Raw genomic sequence first — 19738 nt, 5'->3', positions numbered from 1 at the left:
GGGGGGCATGTCGATCAAACATCCAATCGTTGCGGTCACGGGTTCGAGCGGTGCCGGCACCACGACTGTCATGAACAGTTTTCAGCACATTTTTCGGCGCGAAAAACTGAACGTGCAGATTGTCGAGGGCGACGCATTCCATCGCTTCGACCGCGTGGGCATGCAGGCGGCAATGAAAACCGCTGAGGAACAGCGTCATCAGTTTAGCCACTTCGGCCCTGAGGCGAATCTGCTGCAGGAACTCGCCGAGTTGTTTCGTGACTATTCGGCGACGGGGCGGGGGAGGGTGCGTAAATACCTCCACGACGACGAAGAGGCCGCACAGTACGGTCTGGAACCCGGTTTGTTCTCGCCGTGGACGGATATCGAGCCGCCCACCGACATGCTTTTCTACGAGGGGCTCCATGGCGGTTTTATCGGCCGCGGCATCGACGTTGCTCAACATACGGACCTGCTGGTGGGGGTCGTCCCCATCATCAATCTGGAATGGATCCAGAAGCTTCATCGGGACGAGGCGCTGCGCGGGTATTCGCGGGAAGCCGTCATGGACACGATCCTGCGGCGCATGCCGGATTACGCTCACCATATCTGCCCGCAGTTCAGCAGGACGCACGTGAATTTTCAGCGCGTGCCGACCGTGGACACATCGAATCCGTTTGCAGCCCGCGACATTCCGAGCGCCGACGAGAGTTTCGTCGTCATTCGCTTTGCCAACCCCAAGGGCATCGACTTTCCGTATCTGCTCACCATGCTGCACGACTCGTTCATGAGCCGGCCCAATGTCATCGTCGTACCGGGCGGCAAGATGGGACTGGCGATGCAGTTGATCTTCACACCCATGATCCTGCAGATGATCGACCGCCAGAAACGGGCATCGTGACCATCCGCCGGAATACTTGTACTCACCAGACAGGAGACACGAATATGCAAGTCATGCCGCGCAATATGCCGATCGATGCCGTGCTTTTCGACCTCGATGGCACGCTGTTGCATACGTCGCCCGATATCGGCAACGCGCTCAACCGGGCGCTCGCCGAAAACGGCTTTCCCCTGCTCGCGCCCGGCGTCGCGCAAACATTGATTGGCGGCGGTTCGGAGATTCTCGTCGATCGCGCGTTGGCGCTGCTCGGCGTTGATGCGCGCCCCTCCACGCTGGATCTGGTCCTGCGCCGCTATGAGGCTTCATATCAACAGATTTGCCGCGATGAAAACCAGTTGACCGGGTTCTACCCCGGAGCGGAAGCGACGCTCGACAGCTTGCGGGAGATGGGGCTCAAGCTAGGCCTCGTCACCGATTCGGAGTCGCGCTTCGTCGATCCGTTGATGTGGCGTTTCGGCATGCAGGCATGGTTCGACATAGTGGTCGATGCCAATGTCCGCTTGCCGCGCAAGCCCGATCCCGAGCCACTGTTGCACGCCTGTGAAGCGCTCGGCGTGGACCCGACCCATACGCTTTTCGTTGGCGATTGCGTGACCGATGCGCTCGCGGCACAGGCGGCCAATATGCCGATGGTGTGCGTGAGCTACGGATACAGCCACAATCACCCGGTATCGGAGTTGCCTTGCTTGCGCGTCATTCACCACATCAGCGAGCTGCACGATTTGATCGGTGGTCCGCACAGGTGGCATGGAGCAACGCATGTTGATCAGGGGATCCCCATGCGGGTGACGCAAGCGCAGCAGCCGAACTGAGATCAACGAGGTGCGTCACGGATCGACTGCGGGCGCGGTTTCGAAGCCGCGCCGCGCGATCATGAATAAGAGTGCGCGCGCGAGCCGTGTTCCCGCTGCAAGAGTACGGCCTCGAGCCGCGAGTGAAGATCGAGCTTGCGCAGCACGTGCTTGACGTGAACTTTCACGGTGCCGACGCTGATATCGAGTTTGCGCGCAATGGCCTTATTGCTCAGGCCGGCAACCAGAAAGTCGAAAACCTCGAGTTCGCGCGCGGTCAATTCGCTCTGTGTGGCAGGCAGGCGTTGGCCACCCGACAATGCATGAACCAGCGCGCCCGTTACCGACTCGCTGAGAACGGCGGATCCCCGCAGCGCCTTTTCGAGCGAGAGGCACAAATCTTCGGGGTCCATATCCTTCAGCAAATAACCGTTCGCGCCGGCGCGCAATGCGGCCACCACGTCACGCTCGTTATCCGACACCGTCAGCATGATGAAACGGGCTTCGACGCCGGCCTCGCGCATGCGGTCCAACGTTTCGATCCCGTTCATGCGCGGCATGTTCAGGTCGATCAGGATGACGTCCGGCTTCAGACGCACGGCCATTTCGATGCCGTCTTCTCCGGAAATCGCTTCGCCCACCACCTCGAATGCGGGATTCATCTGGATGAGTTGCGCGACACCCTTCCGAAACAACGCGTGATCGTCGATCAGAAGTACTGTGTTTGTGACCATCGGCTCTTCCTGGGCTCATGTGCCAGGGCGACCAGCTACATCGGCCTGGCTTCGTCAACGGTGCGCACGGCAGCGCGATCTTTGGAACACGGAGCGGAGGCTTTTGTTGTTCGAACTTGATGCCCAAATCATTCTAGCAACATGAAGCAATGGAAAAAAATGGATTCCTGCCCGATGTGTACGCTTTGCGGGTTTTCCTTAGTGCCGATAGCGCGGCGCCGATACGCTTTCTGGCAGCCGAAGAAGATCACCTTCTGATAGACCGGATAAGGCCCTACCTCCTGGTGAGTAGGCCACGCTACTCCCGGAGTGTTAGCGCGATAAAACTGGCCTAACGGACGCCGGCACCACTGCTGGCGCGAGCCTTGTGCGCTGCGGGGACGAAGCTCAGTACCACGCGCGAGCCGCGCTCAGCGGGCTTCAGTTCCAGACGCCCGCCGAGGCTGCGGGCTCGCTCGCGCATGATCGCGAGGCCGTAGTGATGTTCGTCGCCCTTTGAGCGCGCAATGCCTCTGCCATCGTCCTCGATCGTCACCGTCATCGTGAGTCCGTCCGACATGAGCTGCACCTGCGCCGTCGTGGCGCGCGCATGGCGGATCACATTTGTCAGCGCTTCACGCACGACCTGCACGACATGCATTTCCTCGTTGACTGAGAGACGCATGCGCGGCACACGATTGTCAATCGAGATTTGTACCTCACTGCGCGATCCGAATTCTTCGGCAAGGTCATCGAGCGTGGATGCGAGACCATGCGCGTGCATCGGCGAGCGGAACGTCGTGAGCAATTCGCGCAGCTGCCGGTAGGCGCTGTCGATGCCCTCGCGAATCGCGCGCGCGATTTCGGCGACATCGCTTTGCGAGAGTTGCGGCGGCAGCACGGCTTGCAGCCGTGCGAGCTGGATCTTCATATACGACAGCGATTGCGCGAGCGAGTCATGCAATTCACGCGCAATGGCATTGCGTTCCTCGAAAAGCGCCATGCGGCGGTCGCGCACATCGCGGCTGACATTGGAGATGGCATGGGCAAGCACACTGGCGATCGTTTCCAGCAGATACAAATGGCGCTGTTCGAAGCGCGTGTCCGGCTCGCCTTCCGCGATCAGCACGCCATAGCTTGCGAGCGGTACGCGCACCGGGGCGGCGAGCCCCGGGGGCGACACCCCGCCGTCATTGAGCGAAGAAAACGTATAGTTGCCGGCGAGTGTCATCAGTTCGTTCGTGACGCGGGCCTTGACGATCTGCGGCACGTCGCCGTTCGGCGCGACAACGGGATCGATATCGAGCAGTTGGGCGGTCGATTCGGTCACCACCAGCGCAATACGGTTCGCTCGCAACACGCCAACAAGACGTTGCAGCAGCGCCTCGAGCGTGCGGCCCGATGGCTCTTCCTCGGCGAGCTGCGCGCAGATGTGGTGAAGCAGTTCGAGCGATTGGTCCGCAAATGCAATGTAGTCTTCGACGATTCGCTTGAGTTGCGCCGATTCGCTTTGCTCGGTGCGCAACCGGACGGCGAGTTGCGCCTGAAGCTTCAAAAGTCGGTCAATTTCGTCGTCGCCTTGCGGTATTGTCTGCCCGGATTCCGCGAGCGCCCGCAATGCCGCGGCCGGCTGTGTGACGAGGGCGCGGTGCGCACCCCTTGCGAGCGCAACGATCCCAAGAATCAGCAGGCAAACGGTTGTGCCCTGCAGCAGTCCGAGCACGGCCTTTTGCACTTGAGCCTGATATGCGACTTGCGAACGTAGTGCATTCAATGCCGAAATTCTTGCATCCGGCCCACGGGCACTGTCTGATGCCGACCTCTCGGTCGCGGCCGCGAGCGCGCTGGCGAGTTCTTTCGTCGGGGCGCCGCGTTGCCTCCAGTCGTTCAGTAGCGTATCGTTGCTGACAAGCGAGTCGGCCTGCTCAGTGAGCGCCTGAGCCCTTCCTGGCAAGCCTGACTGGGGATTCGCCGCGGCTGCTCGCAGTCCTGCGGCCTGGTCGAGAGAAGACAGGGTCTGCCTGAATCCTTCATTACCTTTGGCCTGCATATATCCACTCACATAAAGCAGGGCAGTCAAGGCGACGATGCAGGCGAGCAGCGCGCAGACCTTAGCAAAGAGCGGATAGTGGTAAGCGTCCTCAGACCGGGCAGTATTCATGGGTGAATGAAGTCGTAATGTGCACCGAACCCGGGCGCGAACTTTAATCGTGTTTTTCCGAGCGAGAATGGCATGTCGGTTTATCTGTTCGCCACCATACTTCTTGGCGCGGTCGCCGCGCTAGTGTTGCCCAGACTTGGCTACGGCGCCAGTAACAGTAGTTTATTGTACGTCGCGATCGTACTGGCGGGATGCCTTACCGCATTTCTGCTGGCGATGGCTTACAGTGCTCGCCGCACAGCGCCGCGTGTTTCACGCGCGGTCAAGTCGCCCGAGCTGGGCGCATTTGCGGCGAATCTTTCCATGCCCGCCGTGTTACTCGACAACGACGCGCTCGTGTTCGTCAATAGCGCATTCCTCAAGTACGCGCGTTGGGAACCGTACGCGGATGAAATCGTCGGGATGCCGTTCAGCAACCTCGTTCATCCGCAGTCCTTACTGGATTTGACGGCGCTGCTCACACAGTCGCGCGACGGAGAGGAGCGCACCTCCGCAACATTGCGAATCGCCTACGGCGACGGCAGTTTCCGTTCGCAACCCGTGACAGCACTGCGTGCGCGTGACTCGCGCATGACGCTGCTGCAGTTTCCGGCGCCCTACACGAGTACGGATGCCCAACGCAGCGAGTTGCAAACGCTTCAACATTGCCAGGATGCCGTGCTCCAATTGCCCCAGGCGCTCTTTCGTGTGGATCGCGAGTTGCGTCTGATCTTCTCGAATCCCGCGTGGCGCGGCCTGGTCCGTGCCGTCGGTAACGACCCGGAGCCGCGACCGTTTTCGGCATTCTTTCATCCAGAGGACGCGGAAACCCTGAATGCCCGGCTCAAAGCGTTGCTCGGCGGGCACATGAGCGAAATGGTCGGGGAAGCGCGACTCATTCGTGCCGACAACACGATGGCGCAGGTGGAACTGCGTTGCCATGCAGTGGCCGATCACGAAGGCGCGCTGGTCGGCGCCGTCGGTCTTGCGACCGATGTGTCGAATCGCGAACGCCACGAAGAGACTTTGCGCGCCAGCCGACGCAGTTTGCGCACCCTGTTGTCCAATTTGCGCGCGATGATTTATCGGGGGCAGAACAATCGTGACAGGTCAATGGCATTCGTAAGCGAAGGGTGCTTCGATCTGACCGGCTATGAAGCTTTCGAACTGATTGATGAAAGCCGTCTGACATTCCGTTCGTTGATCCACCCCGATGACCGCGAATTCGTCTGGAACGAGGTGCAGACGCAGATCGTCGCGCGCAAGCCGTATGAACTGACTTACCGGATCGTGGATCGCGCAGGACAAACGAGGTGGGTTTGGGATCAGGGATGCGGCGTATATTCCGCCCGGGACGAACTGATGGGCCTGGAGGGATTCATCGTGGAAGTGGCGCGCAGGCAGATGATCGAAGAAGACGCCCGGCGCACCCAGTCTTTCGAGAATTCCACGGGTCTCATGAGCATGCCGTTGTTTAACGGCCGCCTGGAGTTTTCCCTGGCTCTGTCGTCGCGACATTCACTGCCGTGCGCGATCTTCGCGATCAATGTTGGAGAACTGGAACATGTTGCGACACGCTTCGGCCAGGATTACGCCGATCGCGTGCTGATCGCGATTGGCCGGAGGCTCGAAGCGATCCAGGGCCAACTGAACTGCGCTGCGTTGCTGGATTCTCATGTGTTTGCGGTGCTGCTGGTCGACTTCAGCGCGGACGGACTGGCCTGGTGTAGCGGCGGTGCGCAACACCTCGGCGATGGGGGGCAGACGACAGGCACCGATGCGATGCTGGAGGCGCTACGGAACAGCCTGCAGAAACTTCTTGAAGACCCCGTCAAGGTAGAAGGCCACGAATTCAAGGTCCCAACGCGTATTGGGTGCAGCTGGATCGAGGCGGGCGCGGCCGACACCAGAAAGGTCATCGACCGCGCACTGTTCGCTTCAGGATGGGAAGGGGAAAATGAGCGCGGCGGCGCGGAGTGAAGGGTGGTTGGGAAGACCACGGGCGCGGGTTACCCGATGGCGCGCACGCGAAACGCTTCCCACTTGAACCGCGCGATGAAGTAAGCGTCCATCACTGAAATGGCGTAGACGAAAATCCCCCCGGCATTGCGTCCAATGAAAGACCGCTCAGGTGCGGCAAGCTGCACGGTCACGAATCCGAGCGACAGCATGAAGAAAATCATGATCAATGCGCGCGTGGGCATCCGGTTGATCAACTGACCGGCGCCTGGCAGAACGGCTCCCGCGACCAGCACGAGATAAGGATGCACCGGACGCCGTGCGCGCGACGGTTCAGGTTTGACCATAAACACCTCCTCTGATGACATCGGCACACACCCGCACCGCCTGGTCGAGCAGCGATTCGACGAGCGTTGTATTCAGCCTCGTTTCGCGAAACGAGGCCCGGCGCAGTACGAGATACTCACCGCGGTCCGCGCCTTGTGCCTGATAGACGATCCGCACGCCTTGAGGCGTGACGAGCATCTCCTTCGCACGCGGGTCAGCGAAGAACTGCTTTACGTGCGGGTCCAGCACGGAAATGGGTAACTCGTTAGCGGGTTTGTCGGCCTTGATCGTCGTCTGGCGCGGCCACTCCTGGGGGGGCACGAGGCGAAGCGGCAAACTGTCGGCAGGGGAGTAGAACTCGGTGTTCTGCGCGCGGGCGAGGAGATCCACCGCTCCCTTCATCGGCAATTTACGCTTCACCGTGACGAGCAACCAAAGCGACGGCACCTTGCGAAAAGCAGCATCGTCGACGAGCGGGGCCACGTGGACCTCGTATCCATCGTAGGACCCCGCCAGAACGGGCCAGGAGACCCCGTCCTGGGTCAGGCGATGCTGCTCGAACAGCGCGAGGCATGAGTCGAACAGCCTGCCTCGCTCCGCTCTTAGTGCCTTGCTGTTCCGCCGGTACATCAGTACGAGTGCGATCGGAAATAAAACCGCAAGTACAATACCTAACGAGTGCATATCGGCCGCTCCACGTAGTTCATCTCGGCTTTAGCAAGGAAAATATCGATTAGTAATCCTTGGGACGCGGCCAGTCCATCGTGAACTGATCGCCACGCTTGACGTACTTGTAGCGATGCAGCGCAAACCAGATCGACGCCGTGATATAGAAGGCCATGATCGACAGGAGCGAGGTGCCGTACCCGAGATAGGTCGCGAAGTACGTCGCGGTGCAGAGCATGGCCAGCACGATCGACGGAATCGGATGGAACGGGTGAATATAGCCGCGATTGATGATGCCGAGCGGCCATTTCCGGCGGAACCTGACGATGTTGATCGACATGAACGTATACCCGAGCAGGCCCGAAAGAATCGAGAATGTGATCACCTGATCGAGCAGCCCCGTGAACGCGAAAGAAATGGCGATCGGCACGAGGAAAATGATCGCGCGGTACGGCGTGCGGTAGCGGGGGTGAACGGCGCCAAACCACATCGGCATATAGCGGTCTCTCGACATGGAAAACCATGCGCGCGAGGCATCGTTGATACAGCCATTCGCCGACGCAACGGCCGAGAACAGCGTCCCGACGAACAACAGGGCCTGCAATGACTTGCTGCCGGTAAGCCGCGCTGCGTCGTAGAGGGGCGTGACCGCCTGGCCGAGATACTCCCAAGGCATGAGGCCCGTGGCGACATACCACGTCATGGCGGCTGCGACGAGCAGCGTGATCATGCCTGACATCGTCCCGAGCGGAATGGAACGGCCTGCGGAGCGAACCTCTTCGGCGGCCTGGCACGTACCTTCGATGCCGAGGTAATACCACATGCCAAATTGCAAGGCTGCGACGACGCCCAGCCAGCCATACGGCAACTGAGTCAGTAACTCGTGATGAAGGAGCGTTTGTCCCGGATGCCAGGGGGAGACCCCGAGGAACAGCATGACGATCGCGAGGAACGCAATGGCCGTGATGACGAAGTTGACTGTGAGCGTGACGAAAACGCCCCTGTAATTGAGCAACGCGAGACAGGCGATCGTGACGAGTGTAAATGGCCGTGAATCGAAATTCGCAAAGCCCGAATCAGTGGCGACGGCTTTCATCAGGTCGCCCACCACGAGCGCGTCCGCGGCCTCGAGCATCGTGTAAGCCATCACGAGATAGAGCCCGACGTTGAACGCCATCAGCGGCCCGATAATGTGCTTGGCCTGGGTGTATTGCCCGCCCGCTGCCGCGACAGTCGAGGTCACTTCCGAGTCGATCATCGCGACGCAGGTGTAGAGCAGACCGATGATCCAGCACGCTATCAGCGATCCGTATGCGCCGCCTTTCGCGACCGAAAAGTTCCAACCCATGAACTCGCCGACCAGCACGATGCCGACGCCGAGCGCCCACACGTGAATCGGTCCCAACACCTTCAGTAAAGCGATGCGCTCGCCTGTCTGTGCCCCTGCTGCTGCGTCACTCATGAGTGGCTCCCTGTGGTTTAGGCCAACACTGTGTGGCTATTCGTTCCCTTCCGTGGAACTCATCAGGAAGTCGTCGTCGTATTCACGGCTAACCCTGAATGCGTCGAAGAGGATCCACGCGAAGATGAGAATGGACAGGCCCCATGCGGCATTGCTCGACCATTGCCAGAGATTCATGACATCACCTCCCGAATTTTTCCGCGATAACCTGTCGGTATTGCTTGTCCGATACGCGCAGTACGAACATGAAGTACCCGACAATGACGAGTGCCGTGACGATCAGCGAAACGGGTTCAATCTGATAGTCAAAGCGTTGGGTAATGATCGGTTTCGCTTGCTGAACATCGAAACCCAGCTTGCGCCATTGCTGTTCCATCACGGCGTTTTGCCCCAGGTCGCGCCACGTAACCTGTTTGCTCTCAGCCTGCGTTGCGGGAGCCTGATCGGGGGCCTTCAGCAACAGGGGCGCGAGAAGGCTGCAATACACGAGAACGAGCAGGAAGATGCTATCGATAAGCTGTCCGAAACCTTTCTGTACAGGCGGTACGTAATCTTCTGTCATGATGATTCTCCTCTTCAGTCGGTATTGCGGATTGCGCACGCAAGCAAACACCGTTCATCGCAGTTGCCGGCAGGGGCAACTGCGTGACACGGCCCTGCGCACACAAACGTGAAAAAGGCAGCCCTAGTCGATGGCAGGGCTGAACGATCCATCGCGGCCTCGCGCCAACTCCGCCTTGGCAGCGCGATTGGCGTCCAGGTGACGGATATCGAGGCCGTAGATGTGATCCTTGTCTTCCTTGTAGTGGCGAATCATCGCGATGATCGACGCGGAATTGAACACCAGTACGGCACCTGCGCCGATTGACAGGGCGAGCCTGACCGCTGCGTCTTCGGTCAGGGAAGTAACGGCAAAGTACACGTAGCCCACTGTTGCCCACAGCAGGAGGAGAGCGAGTTGCGCCATTCGCTTGTCGCGGGAAAACATTCGATCAATACGCTTACGGATTGCGTGTTCCATGTCGTCCACTCCTTCCTGGGGTTACGCCGGATAATCCGGCAAAGATCTTGGATCGGGCTATCTTCCGGGTTCTGTGGGGTCAACAAAGTTTCGTGACAATATCTGTGCGTCCAGGTGGCCTTGTCAACAGCGGGCGAGGGGTAGCCCGTTTAATGGTGACCACGCCTACCTTTTTGGAGGTACTCTCGTTTCGTACCGCGCAACGGCATTCGCGATGGGTGCGAGAAATCGCGAGACGAATCGTGGGGACCCGAAAAAACGCCCGAACGCCGTGGCGGGGCCGACCTTTGACCTCCCTGTCTGAGAGACGGCAGTGGCTGCGTGAGTGAGCGGCAATGCGCGGCGATACCCCTTAGGGTGTACGCGTGTTCCCTGACAAGAAAAAAAGATGATTGACGTTGACGCTTTGGGTGGGCTTCGCTACTGTTGGCTTCTGTCGTTTCTCTTCATTCGCGTGACGGCTCAACGATGATGTCTCTTCATCTACGGACACGGAAACCGGCCAATGAACAACCATCGAGCGTCTTCTCTTGACCAGCCTCTCGTCATCGACGGCGTAGCTGCGGCTTCAAATGTCGTCGAGTCAATCAAGGCGAGAGTACAGGCCGAAAAGCTACGCCCGGGTCTGGCCGTCGTGCTGGTGGGAAGCGATCCGGCAAGCAGCGTCTACGTGCGGAACAAAAAGCGTCGTGCCGAAGAATGTGGGTTTCTGTCCCGTCAGTACGATCTACCCGAGGCGACCCGCGAGGCCGAGTTACTTGCGCTCATACGGGACCTCAATCAGGATCCCGAAATTCACGGCATCCTGGTGCAGCTTCCGCTTCCGCCGCAAATCAATCCCAATGCAGTTATCGATGCGATTGCCCCAAGCAAGGACGTCGATGGATTTCATTATTCAAATGCGGGCCGCCTGGGAACGGGAGACATCGAACAAGCCATTGTTCCTTGCACGCCGCTTGGTTGCCTACATTTGCTAAAACAGGTTCTAGGCGATGGTCTACGCTGCAAGCATGCGGTCGTGATAGGGCGCTCCAATATTGTCGGCAAGCCGATGGCGAACTTGCTGATGCACAATGATTGTACGGTCACCATCGTCCACAGCCGTACGGTCGACCCACAGAACATTTGCCGTCAAGCCGACATCGTCGTCGCCGCGGTCGGTATCCCGAAGCTCGTGAAAGCGGACTGGATCAAGGAGGGGGCGGTCGCAATCGACGTCGGTATTAACCGGGTCACGCGAACCAACGGAGCATCCGGCCTCGTCGGCGACATCGACTACGACAACGTCTTGCCGCTTACCCGCGCCATTACGCCGGTGCCGGGCGGGGTTGGCCCGATGACGATCGCGATGTTGATGCTGAACACGCTGAACGCGGCGGTGCGTTCGAATCAGCCAGCCGCAATGTTGACAGTTTGAGTGGGACCGTGTGTTGAAGGTGGATATCGTCAATAGACCGCGAGACTGCGCGTGACGGCGACCACGAGAACGCCGGCGATGATCGTCCAGTAGGGGAGAAGTCCTGCACGCCTGGCGGACTTGCCTTCCTCAGTGCGATGCATGTCGTCCATCATCGTTTCCGGAAAAACCCCTTTATCCGTGACGTAATGGCGATAGAGAAACACAGGAATGATCAACGCCGCAAAGGCGAGGCCCGAAACGAGCGTCCCCGAACCCCAGATGTTCGATCCCATGCCAAGCAGACCGAGATTGACGAATGAGAATAACGTTCCGAGTGCCAGCAGCCAGTTAGGAGCGCGAAATGGCCGGTGCCAGTCCGGACGGTCGCGCCGGTGAATCCAGGCGGCGTTCAGGTTCAAAAAGATGAAGATGATATAGCCGACGTTGGACATGGCCAGCACGAATACATAGTCCGACATCAAGAGCAGGACAAGGTTGAAGCACAGGTCCGTCCACATCGCCCGGGTCGGCGCGCCGTCCTGGTTGACGTATGAGAGGTATTTCGGCAACCAGCCTTCCCGCGAAGCCTGATAGAGCGTCCTGGAGGACCCCGCCATCGCTGTCATGATGGCCTGAACGAGCGCCAGCACCAGCATGACAGCAAGCACGCGTTCTACCAGCGGGCCACCGTGGATCATCGGGGCCATGGCCTTCGCCATACCCAAACCGCTATAGATGTCGGGGGCCAGCATGCCGCTATATACGGCTGGTGTCACGACGTTCCCGGCCGCGTCCTTGACCTCAGGGCTGACCAGGTGGCCCAGCCCGAGTACGCCCTGAAACGATAGCGGCAACACCGTGAAGACGAAGATGCACAACAGGCCTGAATAGAGATTGGCCTTGAACGTATCGACCTTTGGGTCGCGGAATTCGCGCGTATAGCAGATGGCCGTCTCAAACGCGTAGGTCGAGTAACCGGCGACGAAAAGGCCACCCGCCATCAGGGTGATTCCGGCGCGTCCCCATGTGCCATCTACGATCTGTCCGTTCGGGTCCTGTGCGAACGGAAGGAGCGGCAACAGGTTGTGAAGTGGCAGGTCACCATGCAGAAGGGGCACGGTGCAGACAATGATCAATGGGATGAGCGCAAGGACGCCGAGCGTCATCTGGATGCGCGCCGTGCGCAGGATGCCGCGATTCTGCATCGCGAAGGTGACCAGCAGAATTGTCGCGCCGAGTATGAAGGTCGCGTTGATTCGCAAGCTCAGACCGCTTCTCAGCCACTCGAGATTGACGAGTGTGATCTGCCAGGTATTGATGGCGGCTTCTGGCGGAAACATGATCGTCAAAACATAGCCTGCCGCCAGTCCGGAACCGATCGCGATGACCGGCGACCAGCCAAACCAGCTACACCACACGGATAACGGTGCGAGCAGTTTTGAGTAACGCACCCACGCAATTGCGCCATAGACCGACGCGCCGCCTGATTTGTGCGGGAACAGGCCCGCCATCTCCGCATAGGAAAACGACTGGATAAAGCCCAGTCCAATCGAAATGATCCAGACCGCCCACGAGAGCTTGCCGACGGTTGCGGCAATCGAGCCGATAGAGAAAAGGACCAGCGCCGATGCGCCGCTCGCCACCCAGAATGCGCCCGTCCACCTAATGCTTCTTTTCAACGAACCTTGCGGTTCGAGGGCGTAGGGTTCGGAAATCGCACTCATTGCTGGCTTCCTTTGCCGATGGGACACCTCGTTGGGTGCGCCTTTTCATAGGTCAATGCGGGGAGAAATACGCTCGCGCGATTGCGCTTCGGATTGTGTGCGCCTTATGGCGCAGCGAGCGCTTGTCGACAACCGAATGTAGCACGCATGTACCAAAGGAAAAAGACGATGCTTCTACCGTGCGAGCCCATTCGAGACGCGAAACCCACAGCGATCACAGTCTTCGCGACCTCACACGCATCCACTGAGAAGTCGAAACCTGGCGGGGTGTCGGTGGGACTCGAGCGAACATTGAATATGGCGCACGCAAGTATTTCAGGTTGCGTGGTGACCTGCGACCAGCAAGCCGCCTCGGAGGGTGGTTCAACGCTCAAATTATAACACCCGACCCTTTTAAAAATGCGATAATTAGTATTATGTAAAACACAGTATTGCAGGCACTTACGGACAGCCGGATCCAGACACGCCTGCTGGTGAATTGACCGGAACGCCTTCGCATCGAGTCCAGCGCTGCCCGTAGTGACTGCGGCCAGCCGCGACAGCCGGCCGCAACTGCCAGGCTCACAGCGGCCTTTCGTTCCTTTTGATTGTCTTCGTGGCGCCTTGCTGCCCAGGTGACGGACACTCAGCCGCGCGGACGGACCGCCGGGCGCGCCTTCATGGGCGCCACCATCGTCGTGCCATCGAAGTGCCCATTGAACCCCGACGCTTCGGTCAACATTGCTGGAACGGCGCCAGTTCACTCGTTGTCGCTTGTATTGATGCTCACTGGCGCAGGACGGAGCCCCTGAATGGGTCCCCAAGGAGACGGCGGCAATGCCTTTGTAGCACGTGGGCCACCAAGTGGACCAATTTTTCTCTTTTTGTGTCCCCGGAGATACAAGCGCGTCTTGCATTCTTGTGGCTGTTGGGCTACAATTTCCTCGTTTTCAGGCAATTGTGATGCCTTAGGGCTACAAGTGACGAATCTGGCAGATGTTGGAGAGATGCTCAAGCAGGCGCGCAGCGACGCGGGCCTCTCGCAAAAAGACCTTGCTGAACGCGCGGGCGTCGCACGCACAACGCTCGCGCGCATGGAGACGCTCGCGCGTGGTGACATGAGCGTGGCGGTGCTCGTCCGGCTCCTCGAAGCGGCCGGCTACGACCTCCGGGTCGTCAAACGCGGTCATGCCCGCACGCTCGACGACGTGCTCAAAGAACAGAAACAATCCGGAGCTTGAGCATGCGCCTTCACGTCTACGTCAAGGGCAAGCCCGTCGCGCAGTTGTACCGCCATCAAGACAATTATGCGCTTCGGTACAGCACCGATGCGTCACCCGAGGACTGCGTCAGCCTGGCCATGCCTGTTCGCGAAGAACCGTGGGTGTGGCCCCGCGATTTGCACCCATTCTTTCGCCAGAACCTGCCCGAAGGATTCCTTCTTCAGGTCATTCGTGAGGAATTCGGCCCCCTCCTCGACGGAACGGACCTGTCGTTGCTCGCCGTCATAGGCGGCGCCGGCATTGGCCGCGTGACAGTGGCGCCTGAGGGCGGTCAGCCCGGGGGTGAGCTCGACCCGCTTGACCTGAATACCCTGCTTCATCATGACGTCTCGACCGAGCACTTCGCGGAGCTGGTGAGGTACTACGCGCGCGCTGCCATCTCGGGCGCGGTGCCGAAGTTCCTGGCGCCGGAGGTTTCCTCCGCGCAAACGCCAGTCGGCAAGCAGACACTGCGCACCAGCCGGCACATCATCAAAGGTTCGGACGAGCAGACGCCCTACCTTGGGTTCAATGAGCATTACACGATGCGCGTGCTCGCGAGACTCGACGTCGTTCGAGTCGCCAAAACAACCATGTCTGACGACGGGCGTGTGCTGGTCGTCGACCGCTTTGATGTCGATGAGAGTGGGATGCCTGCATACGGCGTCGAGGACGCGTGCAGTCTCCTCGGTCTCCCGCCACATGAGAAATATCGGCCCTCGACAGAGCAGGTGCTGAACGCAACGAAGCCCTACATCAGCAGCGCGAACTGGAGACAGCAGGCCGAACATTTTGGCTGGCTGATACTGACCAACTACGTTGTTCGCAACGCGGACTGCCACTCGAAGAACATTGCTCTTCTCTACTCGAACATCAACGACGTCGTGTACACCCCCGTGTACGACATTGTGACCACCCAGGCGTACCCCCGCTTTGCCAGCAATCCACCCGGGCTCAGTGTCGACGGACGCAAGACCTGGACGCCGGGCAAAACACTGGAGCGATTCTTCAACACGCGGCTGGGTATCCCGCCTCGGCGTTACCGCGAGATGGTCGAGGCGCTCTGCGATTCGGCCGTGTCAACAGGGAAAGAGGTTGTCGAGGCTGCGAAGAACGAACCTCGATGGCACTGGATTGCGAAGCAGATTCTGCACGCGTGGAACGAGGGCATGGCGACAGTGCGAAGCGCCAAGCCGCAAGCAGAGCTCAAGGGCCTCACACCCATTCTTGAGGCGGCCGGATTCTCGGATTCAGACAAGCCGGAGAGCACGCGAGAAGTGATTGGACGTTCCGAGCTTCTCGCTCCTGCGAGAAAAAGCTGACCCCTGCAGGTCCGGGTTCTGGACCGGGAAATGGGAGTTACGGGCTGGGCGCGCAACCAGATGGACGGCTCGGTGGAGCTATTGGTGCAGGGTTCGCCGAAGCAGCTCGTCGACATGTGCTCATGGCTAAGAGAGGGCATGCCCGCCGCCGCCCTCGTCGACGAATTCGAGGTAACCGAGCTGCCGCCCCCGTTTGCGCGCTTCGACGCCTTCGATCGGTTACCCACGCTGTGACGCCCACGCCTCGGTCGCCTGCGCCGACACAACTCGACGTCAGGTCGTATCCGGCCGACATGCGACCGGCCCCTGCCCGGGGCGTGCGGGTGCCGCGATCCCGCCAGGCTCATCGTCTGGTGATTGTCGTTGTAAGTCCGGAGGCAGCCAGCGCGCAATGCGAAGGCCGCACGTTACGGAAGCCCGGCCGCGTAGTGTGGGGAAAACCACCTGGAGAACCAGGCAATGACCGACGGTAGGCAGATCGGCAGGATCGTCCTTGCGAGATGCTCGAGTTCATCCGCGAAGTCTTCGAGCCCCGCCTTCGCTTTGGCCCGCTGGCTTCGCACTGCGCACCGCATGCATCAACGGTGTTGCGCACAGTTACTCTCCCGCTGTACCTTGAGCCCGTCCAGGTAGTCACAAGGAGAAACTCCATGTTCAAGTCCAAGCTACGCCGAGCGCTGGCCAAGGAGCGGCGAACGACGATGGATAGCAGGCGCCTCGATCGGGCGGCTACCGCGCAGCGCCAGCCTGATCAGCCGGAGAGCGAGCCGAAATCAGATGTGCCGCGCTTTGGTGAACGGCCGTCTCGTCACTGATCACCGACGCTTTCGCACACCCGTATTTCCTCGGTGACGCGATCCTTGCCGAGTGACGCGTACGCAAGGCACCATGGATGCTAGGAAAGTCAATGCGTACGTTTAGATATCCGAACTTGTCAAGCCATTTTCAGATGTCCGCTTCGGGGGTGCGGCGGAATTCCTGGACTATTTGGGAGCTAGTCCATGTATTCATACGAAGAACGCATCCGAGCGGTCAAGCTCTACTTGAAGCTTGGAAAGCGCCTTACCGCGACCGTTCGTCAATTAGGCTATCCCACAACGAAATCGCTCGAACGTTGGTATCACACGTACGAGCGATGTCTGGATTTGCCGAAGGAACGTATCTGCTTGAGGCCGCGCTATTCGGCAGAACAAAAGAAGGCGGCCACAGACCACTATATGAGCCATGGCCAGTGTCTGGCAGCAACGACAAAGGCCTTGGGATATCCGGGACGCGGGACGCTCGTCGCCTGGCTCGACGAGCTGCATCCTGAGCGAAAGAAACGCGTAGGAATCTGGAACTCCGTGATGTCGGTGAGCCACTTTTCATTCGGTGCTGCGGCCCGGAAATCCCGGTTGATAAGGTTATCTGGAGCCGGACCTATTTCTCCAGCGTAGGAGCCGTATCGACGTCGCCTCGTCGTGGCCGCGCTCAGGTGTTCCTGCTTCATCAAGCGCCGCACGACATTCTCCGAGATGAAGACTTTCTGCCTGCCAAGTGCCGCGCGCACTCGGCGATATCCGGAGCAGCGGTGATTCAGTTCGAAGATATCTGCGATGGCAAGGCGTACACCCGCATACTTGTCGGCGACATAACCCAGTCCAAGAATTCCGCCGCACCCCGGGAACACGGCGTTTCTATAAAGCTACTACAAACTAAATTTCGATAAATTCTTTTCGCGCCACCAGATCCGGCCCACCACCGGCGCACGAAACCCGCCGACTACATAAACGACTGCCCACCATCAACGGTCACAACCTGACCGGTTATATGGCGGCCGGTTTCACCGAGCAAGAACGTAATAGCCGCTGCCTGGTCGCTTGCCGCAGCCATGCGGCCCAGAGGAATGCCGAGTCGCCATAGCGCCAGGTTGCCGTCAATGGCGATTTCGTGACGCACCGGATCTGTTCCCATCATCGCCGTGGCAGTCGAGCCGGGACAAACAATATTGACGGTAATGTTCTTGCGCGCCAGCTCCAGCGCCATATAGCGGCCCAACTGGATAACGGCCGCCTTTGACGCTCCGTAGGCGGCCGCCGTCAATTGCGGCTGACGCGCCCCGATAGAAGCGACTAGCACGATACGGCCACGGCCTTGCTCCAGCATCCGCTTCGCCACCGCTTGAGAGACGAGGAACGCGCCCGTCGCGTTGACAGCGAAGATGCGATCCCACGTGGAGCGCGAGGTCGACGTAAACGACTCGGCTGAATACAACCCCGCCGCGAGCGCGAGGCCGTCAATTGCTCCATGGGTTTTGACGACAGCATCGACTGCAAGTCCTATTGCCGCTTCGTCGGTCACATCGATGCCATGCGCCGAATGCCGGTGCGGCTGCGGCAACTCAGTTACGAGCTCTCGCACGTGTGCCGCGTCCAGATCAGCGAGCGCGATGCGTGCGCCCTGCTCCGCCAGCATTTTCGCGGTGGCAAATCCGATGCCGTCACGTGCGCCGCCTCCAACGACAAATATGGTCTTCCCATCGAAATCGGACTGCCCCACGACAACCTCCTTGCACTGATCAATTGAGCAACGTAATTCGAGGCTCTACCGCTTCGCCTCTTGATAGAGCCCGGCCTGCGTAGCGACCTTCCAGTAAGCCGCCCCTGCAGTGAAGCCGCCATCCACCACCACTTCCTCACCGGTCATCCCGCCCGACGCCGAACTCGCGAGGAACGCCACCACCGAAGCGATCTCACTGGCCTCGACCGCCCTGCCTGCCGGCGTCATGTCGATCATCGGCCGCAGATGCGGCGAATGGCGATTGATGTCCGTAACGACGAGCCCCGGGCAGACGCAGTTGACGCGCATGCCGAACGCCGCAAACTCGAGCGCGGCCGATTTGGTCAGGCCGCGCACGCCCCATTTGCTGGCCGTGTAGGCGGGGTCGGCGTGACCCGAAAACGCCGCGTTGGAGGCGATGTTGACGATCGCGCCGCCACCCTGCTTCTGCATGATCGGCGCGACGCAGCTTACGCCAAAGAAGGTCCCGTTAAGGTTGACATCCAGCACGCGCTTCCATTCGGACTCCGCATAGTCCTGGATTGTTTTGCGAAAGAGCATGCCCGCGTTGTTGACGAGGACGTCGATACGCCCCTTCCACTGCAATACATCTGCAACTACACGGTTCCAGTTCTCAAGCGAGGTCACGTCGAGCTCGAAGAAGCGTGCCTCCAGACCGCGCGCGCGCAATTCGGCGGCGCTTTGATCCCCCTCTTCAGGCGCAATATCGCAGATGGCGACATAGGCGCCTCCCTCTGCAAATAGCGTCGACTCGACGTGGCCCATGCCACGCGCGCCACCGGTGATAACGACGACCTTGTCCTTGAATGTCAGCATTGCAACTCCTGTAAGCACCTGGCGGATTGCTCCGCTCCGGGCAGGCAAACGAATGAACGAATGTATGAGTCTATTAGCGAGGCATGATCGTCCTGCCAGCCAGCGGCCAGCCTATCGGCGCGATTGCGGGATCCTCTGCGTCGCCGGCGCCTGTACCCCAAAGGGCCGCCAGCACCCGTTTTCCATTCGGCGCATCCCGTCCTTCGGAAACAAGCCAGGCGAGCGGCGCAACCATGGCCTCCGGCGCGATCAACTGCGAGCGATCGAAGCCTGCCTCCGGCGGAATCATTGGGGTGTCGGCGGGGCCGCCTGGCAGCAGCACATTAACGGTCACGCCCGTACCCGCGAGGTCTTGCGCCATGATGGCGCACGCTGCGTTCGCGCGTTGGGCGGGTGATGCGCGATGTGGAGCGGCAGGTTGCCCAGGTGGCTGACCCAGGCTGCGCTGAATTAACGGAGCTGATCGCCCGCACGAGGCGCATCCTGACGCAGAAGCCGAAGGATAAGCACAAGCTTTATGCACTGCATGCACCGGAAGTCGAGTGCCTAGCCAAGGGCAAGGCGCGCAAGCCGTACGAATTCGGGGTGAAAGTGTCGATCACGACGACCCACAAGGAAGGACTGGTGGTTGGCATGCGCTCGATGCCAGGCAATCCGTACGATGGGCACACGCTGGCTGAAGCGCTAGAGCAGGCGGCGATCCTGTGCGACGCCACGC

20 protein-coding genes and 3 pseudogenes are annotated in these 19738 nt (G+C 59.8%); 10 read left to right on the top strand and 13 right to left on the bottom strand.

What is annotated here, in order from left to right:
• Positions 1–7 precede the first annotated feature (7 nt).
• The gene (locus M3A49_RS32170; RefSeq protein ID WP_266232571.1) at positions 8–880 is read left to right on the top strand and encodes a phosphoribulokinase; all 873 of its coding nucleotides are present in this window, start codon (positions 8–10) and stop codon (positions 878–880) included.
• Entirely contained in the window at positions 877–1692 is an 816-nt protein-coding gene (locus M3A49_RS32165) for an HAD-IA family hydrolase (RefSeq protein ID WP_266232570.1), read from the top strand. Before M3A49_RS32170 ends, M3A49_RS32165 begins: the two co-directional genes overlap by 4 nt.
• A 59-nt stretch (positions 1693–1751) precedes the next feature.
• Here the strand turns inward: M3A49_RS32165 and narL are convergent, their stop codons facing one another.
• Positions 1752–2405, bottom strand: a complete 654-nt coding sequence (narL, locus tag M3A49_RS32160; RefSeq protein ID WP_266232569.1) for a two-component system response regulator NarL — start codon at positions 2403–2405, stop codon at positions 1752–1754.
• 331 nt (positions 2406–2736) lie between these two features.
• Positions 2737–4158, bottom strand: coding sequence for a histidine kinase (locus M3A49_RS32155; protein WP_266232568.1), 1422 nt, complete (start codon positions 4156–4158; stop codon positions 2737–2739).
• A 459-nt stretch (positions 4159–4617) separates the two neighbouring features.
• Between M3A49_RS32155 and M3A49_RS32150 the strand changes: the two genes are divergently transcribed.
• Positions 4618–6504: a PAS domain-containing protein gene (locus tag M3A49_RS32150; RefSeq protein ID WP_266232567.1), complete on the top strand. Its 1887-nt coding sequence runs from the start codon at positions 4618–4620 to the stop codon at positions 6502–6504.
• A 29-nt stretch (positions 6505–6533) separates the two neighbouring features.
• Here M3A49_RS32150 and M3A49_RS32145 read toward each other — a convergent pair whose 3' ends face one another.
• The 6 genes from M3A49_RS32145 to M3A49_RS32120 form a co-directional block, all read right to left on the bottom strand.
• Positions 6534–6851: a hypothetical protein gene (locus M3A49_RS32145; protein ID WP_266232566.1), complete on the bottom strand. Its 318-nt coding sequence runs from the start codon at positions 6849–6851 to the stop codon at positions 6534–6536.
• Positions 6817–7293 carry a hypothetical protein gene (locus M3A49_RS32140; protein ID WP_266232565.1) on the bottom strand — a complete coding sequence of 159 codons (477 nt, stop codon included), beginning with the start codon at positions 7291–7293 and terminating at the stop codon, positions 6817–6819. The genes M3A49_RS32145 and M3A49_RS32140 overlap by 35 nt, the downstream gene beginning before the upstream one ends.
• A gap of 250 nt (positions 7294–7543) precedes the next feature.
• Positions 7544–8938, bottom strand: a complete 1395-nt coding sequence (locus M3A49_RS32135; protein WP_266232564.1) for an APC family permease — start codon at positions 8936–8938, stop codon at positions 7544–7546.
• Between the two features lie 36 nt (positions 8939–8974).
• Positions 8975–9115 (bottom strand): hypothetical protein, encoded by a 141-nt coding sequence (locus M3A49_RS32130; RefSeq protein WP_266232563.1) that lies wholly within the window; start codon positions 9113–9115, stop codon positions 8975–8977.
• A 4-nt stretch (positions 9116–9119) separates the two neighbouring features.
• The gene (locus M3A49_RS32125; RefSeq protein WP_266232562.1) at positions 9120–9500 is read right to left on the bottom strand and encodes a hypothetical protein; all 381 of its coding nucleotides are present in this window, start codon (positions 9498–9500) and stop codon (positions 9120–9122) included.
• Between the two features lie 123 nt (positions 9501–9623).
• A complete protein-coding gene (locus M3A49_RS32120; RefSeq protein ID WP_266232561.1) occupies positions 9624–9959 on the bottom strand; it encodes a hypothetical protein in 336 nt (111 codons plus the stop codon).
• A gap of 505 nt (positions 9960–10464) precedes the next feature.
• Between M3A49_RS32120 and M3A49_RS32115 the strand changes: the two genes are divergently transcribed.
• On the top strand, positions 10465–11376 hold the full coding sequence (locus tag M3A49_RS32115) for a bifunctional 5,10-methylenetetrahydrofolate dehydrogenase/5,10-methenyltetrahydrofolate cyclohydrolase (protein ID WP_266232560.1): 912 nt from the start codon (positions 10465–10467) through the stop codon (positions 11374–11376).
• Between the two features lie 29 nt (positions 11377–11405).
• Here the strand turns inward: M3A49_RS32115 and M3A49_RS32110 are convergent, their stop codons facing one another.
• Complete coding sequence (locus M3A49_RS32110) at positions 11406–13082, bottom strand: APC family permease (protein WP_266232559.1); 1677 nt, start codon at positions 13080–13082, stop codon at positions 11406–11408.
• A gap of 959 nt (positions 13083–14041) precedes the next feature.
• Here M3A49_RS32110 and M3A49_RS32105 point away from each other — a divergent pair.
• From M3A49_RS32105 to M3A49_RS32085, 5 genes and pseudogenes are all read left to right on the top strand, one after another.
• A complete protein-coding gene (locus M3A49_RS32105; protein ID WP_254357385.1) occupies positions 14042–14302 on the top strand; it encodes a helix-turn-helix domain-containing protein in 261 nt (86 codons plus the stop codon).
• Positions 14303–14304: 2 nt separating this feature from the next.
• Positions 14305–15645 carry a type II toxin-antitoxin system HipA family toxin gene (locus M3A49_RS32100; protein ID WP_266232558.1) on the top strand — a complete coding sequence of 447 codons (1341 nt, stop codon included), beginning with the start codon at positions 14305–14307 and terminating at the stop codon, positions 15643–15645.
• 30 nt (positions 15646–15675) lie between these two features.
• Positions 15676–15879, top strand: a complete 204-nt coding sequence (locus tag M3A49_RS32095; RefSeq protein WP_416339052.1) for an acylphosphatase — start codon at positions 15676–15678, stop codon at positions 15877–15879.
• 416 nt (positions 15880–16295) lie between these two features.
• A complete protein-coding gene (locus M3A49_RS32090; RefSeq protein WP_266232557.1) occupies positions 16296–16460 on the top strand; it encodes a hypothetical protein in 165 nt (54 codons plus the stop codon).
• A gap of 186 nt (positions 16461–16646) precedes the next feature.
• Positions 16647–16973: pseudogene (locus M3A49_RS32085) on the top strand (IS3 family transposase); the annotation flags it as partial.
• On the opposite strand, the pseudogene M3A49_RS32080 reads toward M3A49_RS32085, so the two are convergent.
• The 4 genes and pseudogenes from M3A49_RS32080 to M3A49_RS32065 form a co-directional block, all read right to left on the bottom strand.
• Positions 16973–17275, bottom strand: a pseudogene (locus M3A49_RS32080) (IS3 family transposase); the annotation flags it as partial. The pseudogenes M3A49_RS32085 and M3A49_RS32080 sit on opposite strands and share 1 nt — an antisense overlap.
• 131 nt (positions 17276–17406) lie before the next feature.
• Positions 17407–18183 carry an SDR family NAD(P)-dependent oxidoreductase gene (locus tag M3A49_RS32075; RefSeq protein ID WP_266232556.1) on the bottom strand — a complete coding sequence of 259 codons (777 nt, stop codon included), beginning with the start codon at positions 18181–18183 and terminating at the stop codon, positions 17407–17409.
• Between the two features lie 45 nt (positions 18184–18228).
• Complete coding sequence (locus tag M3A49_RS32070; RefSeq protein ID WP_266232555.1) at positions 18229–19020, bottom strand: SDR family NAD(P)-dependent oxidoreductase; 792 nt, start codon at positions 19018–19020, stop codon at positions 18229–18231.
• A gap of 73 nt (positions 19021–19093) precedes the next feature.
• Positions 19094–19381 (bottom strand): hypothetical protein, encoded by a 288-nt coding sequence (locus M3A49_RS32065; RefSeq protein WP_266232554.1) that lies wholly within the window; start codon positions 19379–19381, stop codon positions 19094–19096.
• 5 nt (positions 19382–19386) lie between these two features.
• Here M3A49_RS32065 and M3A49_RS32060 point away from each other — a divergent pair.
• Positions 19387–19738, top strand: a pseudogene (locus tag M3A49_RS32060) (IS5/IS1182 family transposase); the annotation flags it as partial.

The organism is Paraburkholderia sp. CNPSo 3076 (genome assembly GCF_026343935.1).
GTDB lineage: Bacteria > Pseudomonadota > Gammaproteobacteria > Burkholderiales > Burkholderiaceae > Paraburkholderia > Paraburkholderia nodosa.
Note: the sequence above shows the minus strand (reverse complement) of the source record. Positions and strands in the feature narration are given on the sequence as shown.

Excerpts from the sequence above, each read along its gene's own strand:
- M3A49_RS32170 (WP_266232571.1), top strand. The coding sequence starts at position 8 with ATGTCGATCAAACATCCAATCGTTGCGGTCACGGGTTCGAGCGGTGCC.
- narL (WP_266232569.1), bottom strand. The coding sequence starts at position 2,405 with ATGGTCACAAACACAGTACTTCTGATCGACGATCACGCGTTGTTTCGG.
- M3A49_RS32150 (WP_266232567.1), top strand. The coding sequence starts at position 4,618 with ATGTCGGTTTATCTGTTCGCCACCATACTTCTTGGCGCGGTCGCCGCG.
- M3A49_RS32145 (WP_266232566.1), bottom strand. The coding sequence starts at position 6,851 with ATGTCATCAGAGGAGGTGTTTATGGTCAAACCTGAACCGTCGCGCGCA.
- M3A49_RS32135 (WP_266232564.1), bottom strand. The coding sequence starts at position 8,938 with ATGAGTGACGCAGCAGCAGGGGCACAGACAGGCGAGCGCATCGCTTTA.
- M3A49_RS32130 (WP_266232563.1), bottom strand. The coding sequence starts at position 9,115 with ATGAATCTCTGGCAATGGTCGAGCAATGCCGCATGGGGCCTGTCCATT.
- M3A49_RS32125 (WP_266232562.1), bottom strand. The coding sequence starts at position 9,500 with ATGACAGAAGATTACGTACCGCCTGTACAGAAAGGTTTCGGACAGCTT.
- M3A49_RS32120 (WP_266232561.1), bottom strand. The coding sequence starts at position 9,959 with ATGGAACACGCAATCCGTAAGCGTATTGATCGAATGTTTTCCCGCGAC.
- M3A49_RS32115 (WP_266232560.1), top strand. The coding sequence starts at position 10,465 with ATGAACAACCATCGAGCGTCTTCTCTTGACCAGCCTCTCGTCATCGAC.
- M3A49_RS32110 (WP_266232559.1), bottom strand. The coding sequence starts at position 13,082 with ATGAGTGCGATTTCCGAACCCTACGCCCTCGAACCGCAAGGTTCGTTG.
- M3A49_RS32100 (WP_266232558.1), top strand. The coding sequence starts at position 14,305 with ATGCGCCTTCACGTCTACGTCAAGGGCAAGCCCGTCGCGCAGTTGTAC.
- M3A49_RS32095 (WP_416339052.1), top strand. The coding sequence starts at position 15,676 with ATGGGAGTTACGGGCTGGGCGCGCAACCAGATGGACGGCTCGGTGGAG.
- M3A49_RS32090 (WP_266232557.1), top strand. The coding sequence starts at position 16,296 with ATGTTCAAGTCCAAGCTACGCCGAGCGCTGGCCAAGGAGCGGCGAACG.
- M3A49_RS32070 (WP_266232555.1), bottom strand. The coding sequence starts at position 19,020 with ATGCTGACATTCAAGGACAAGGTCGTCGTTATCACCGGTGGCGCGCGT.
- M3A49_RS32065 (WP_266232554.1), bottom strand. The coding sequence starts at position 19,381 with ATGGCGCAAGACCTCGCGGGTACGGGCGTGACCGTTAATGTGCTGCTG.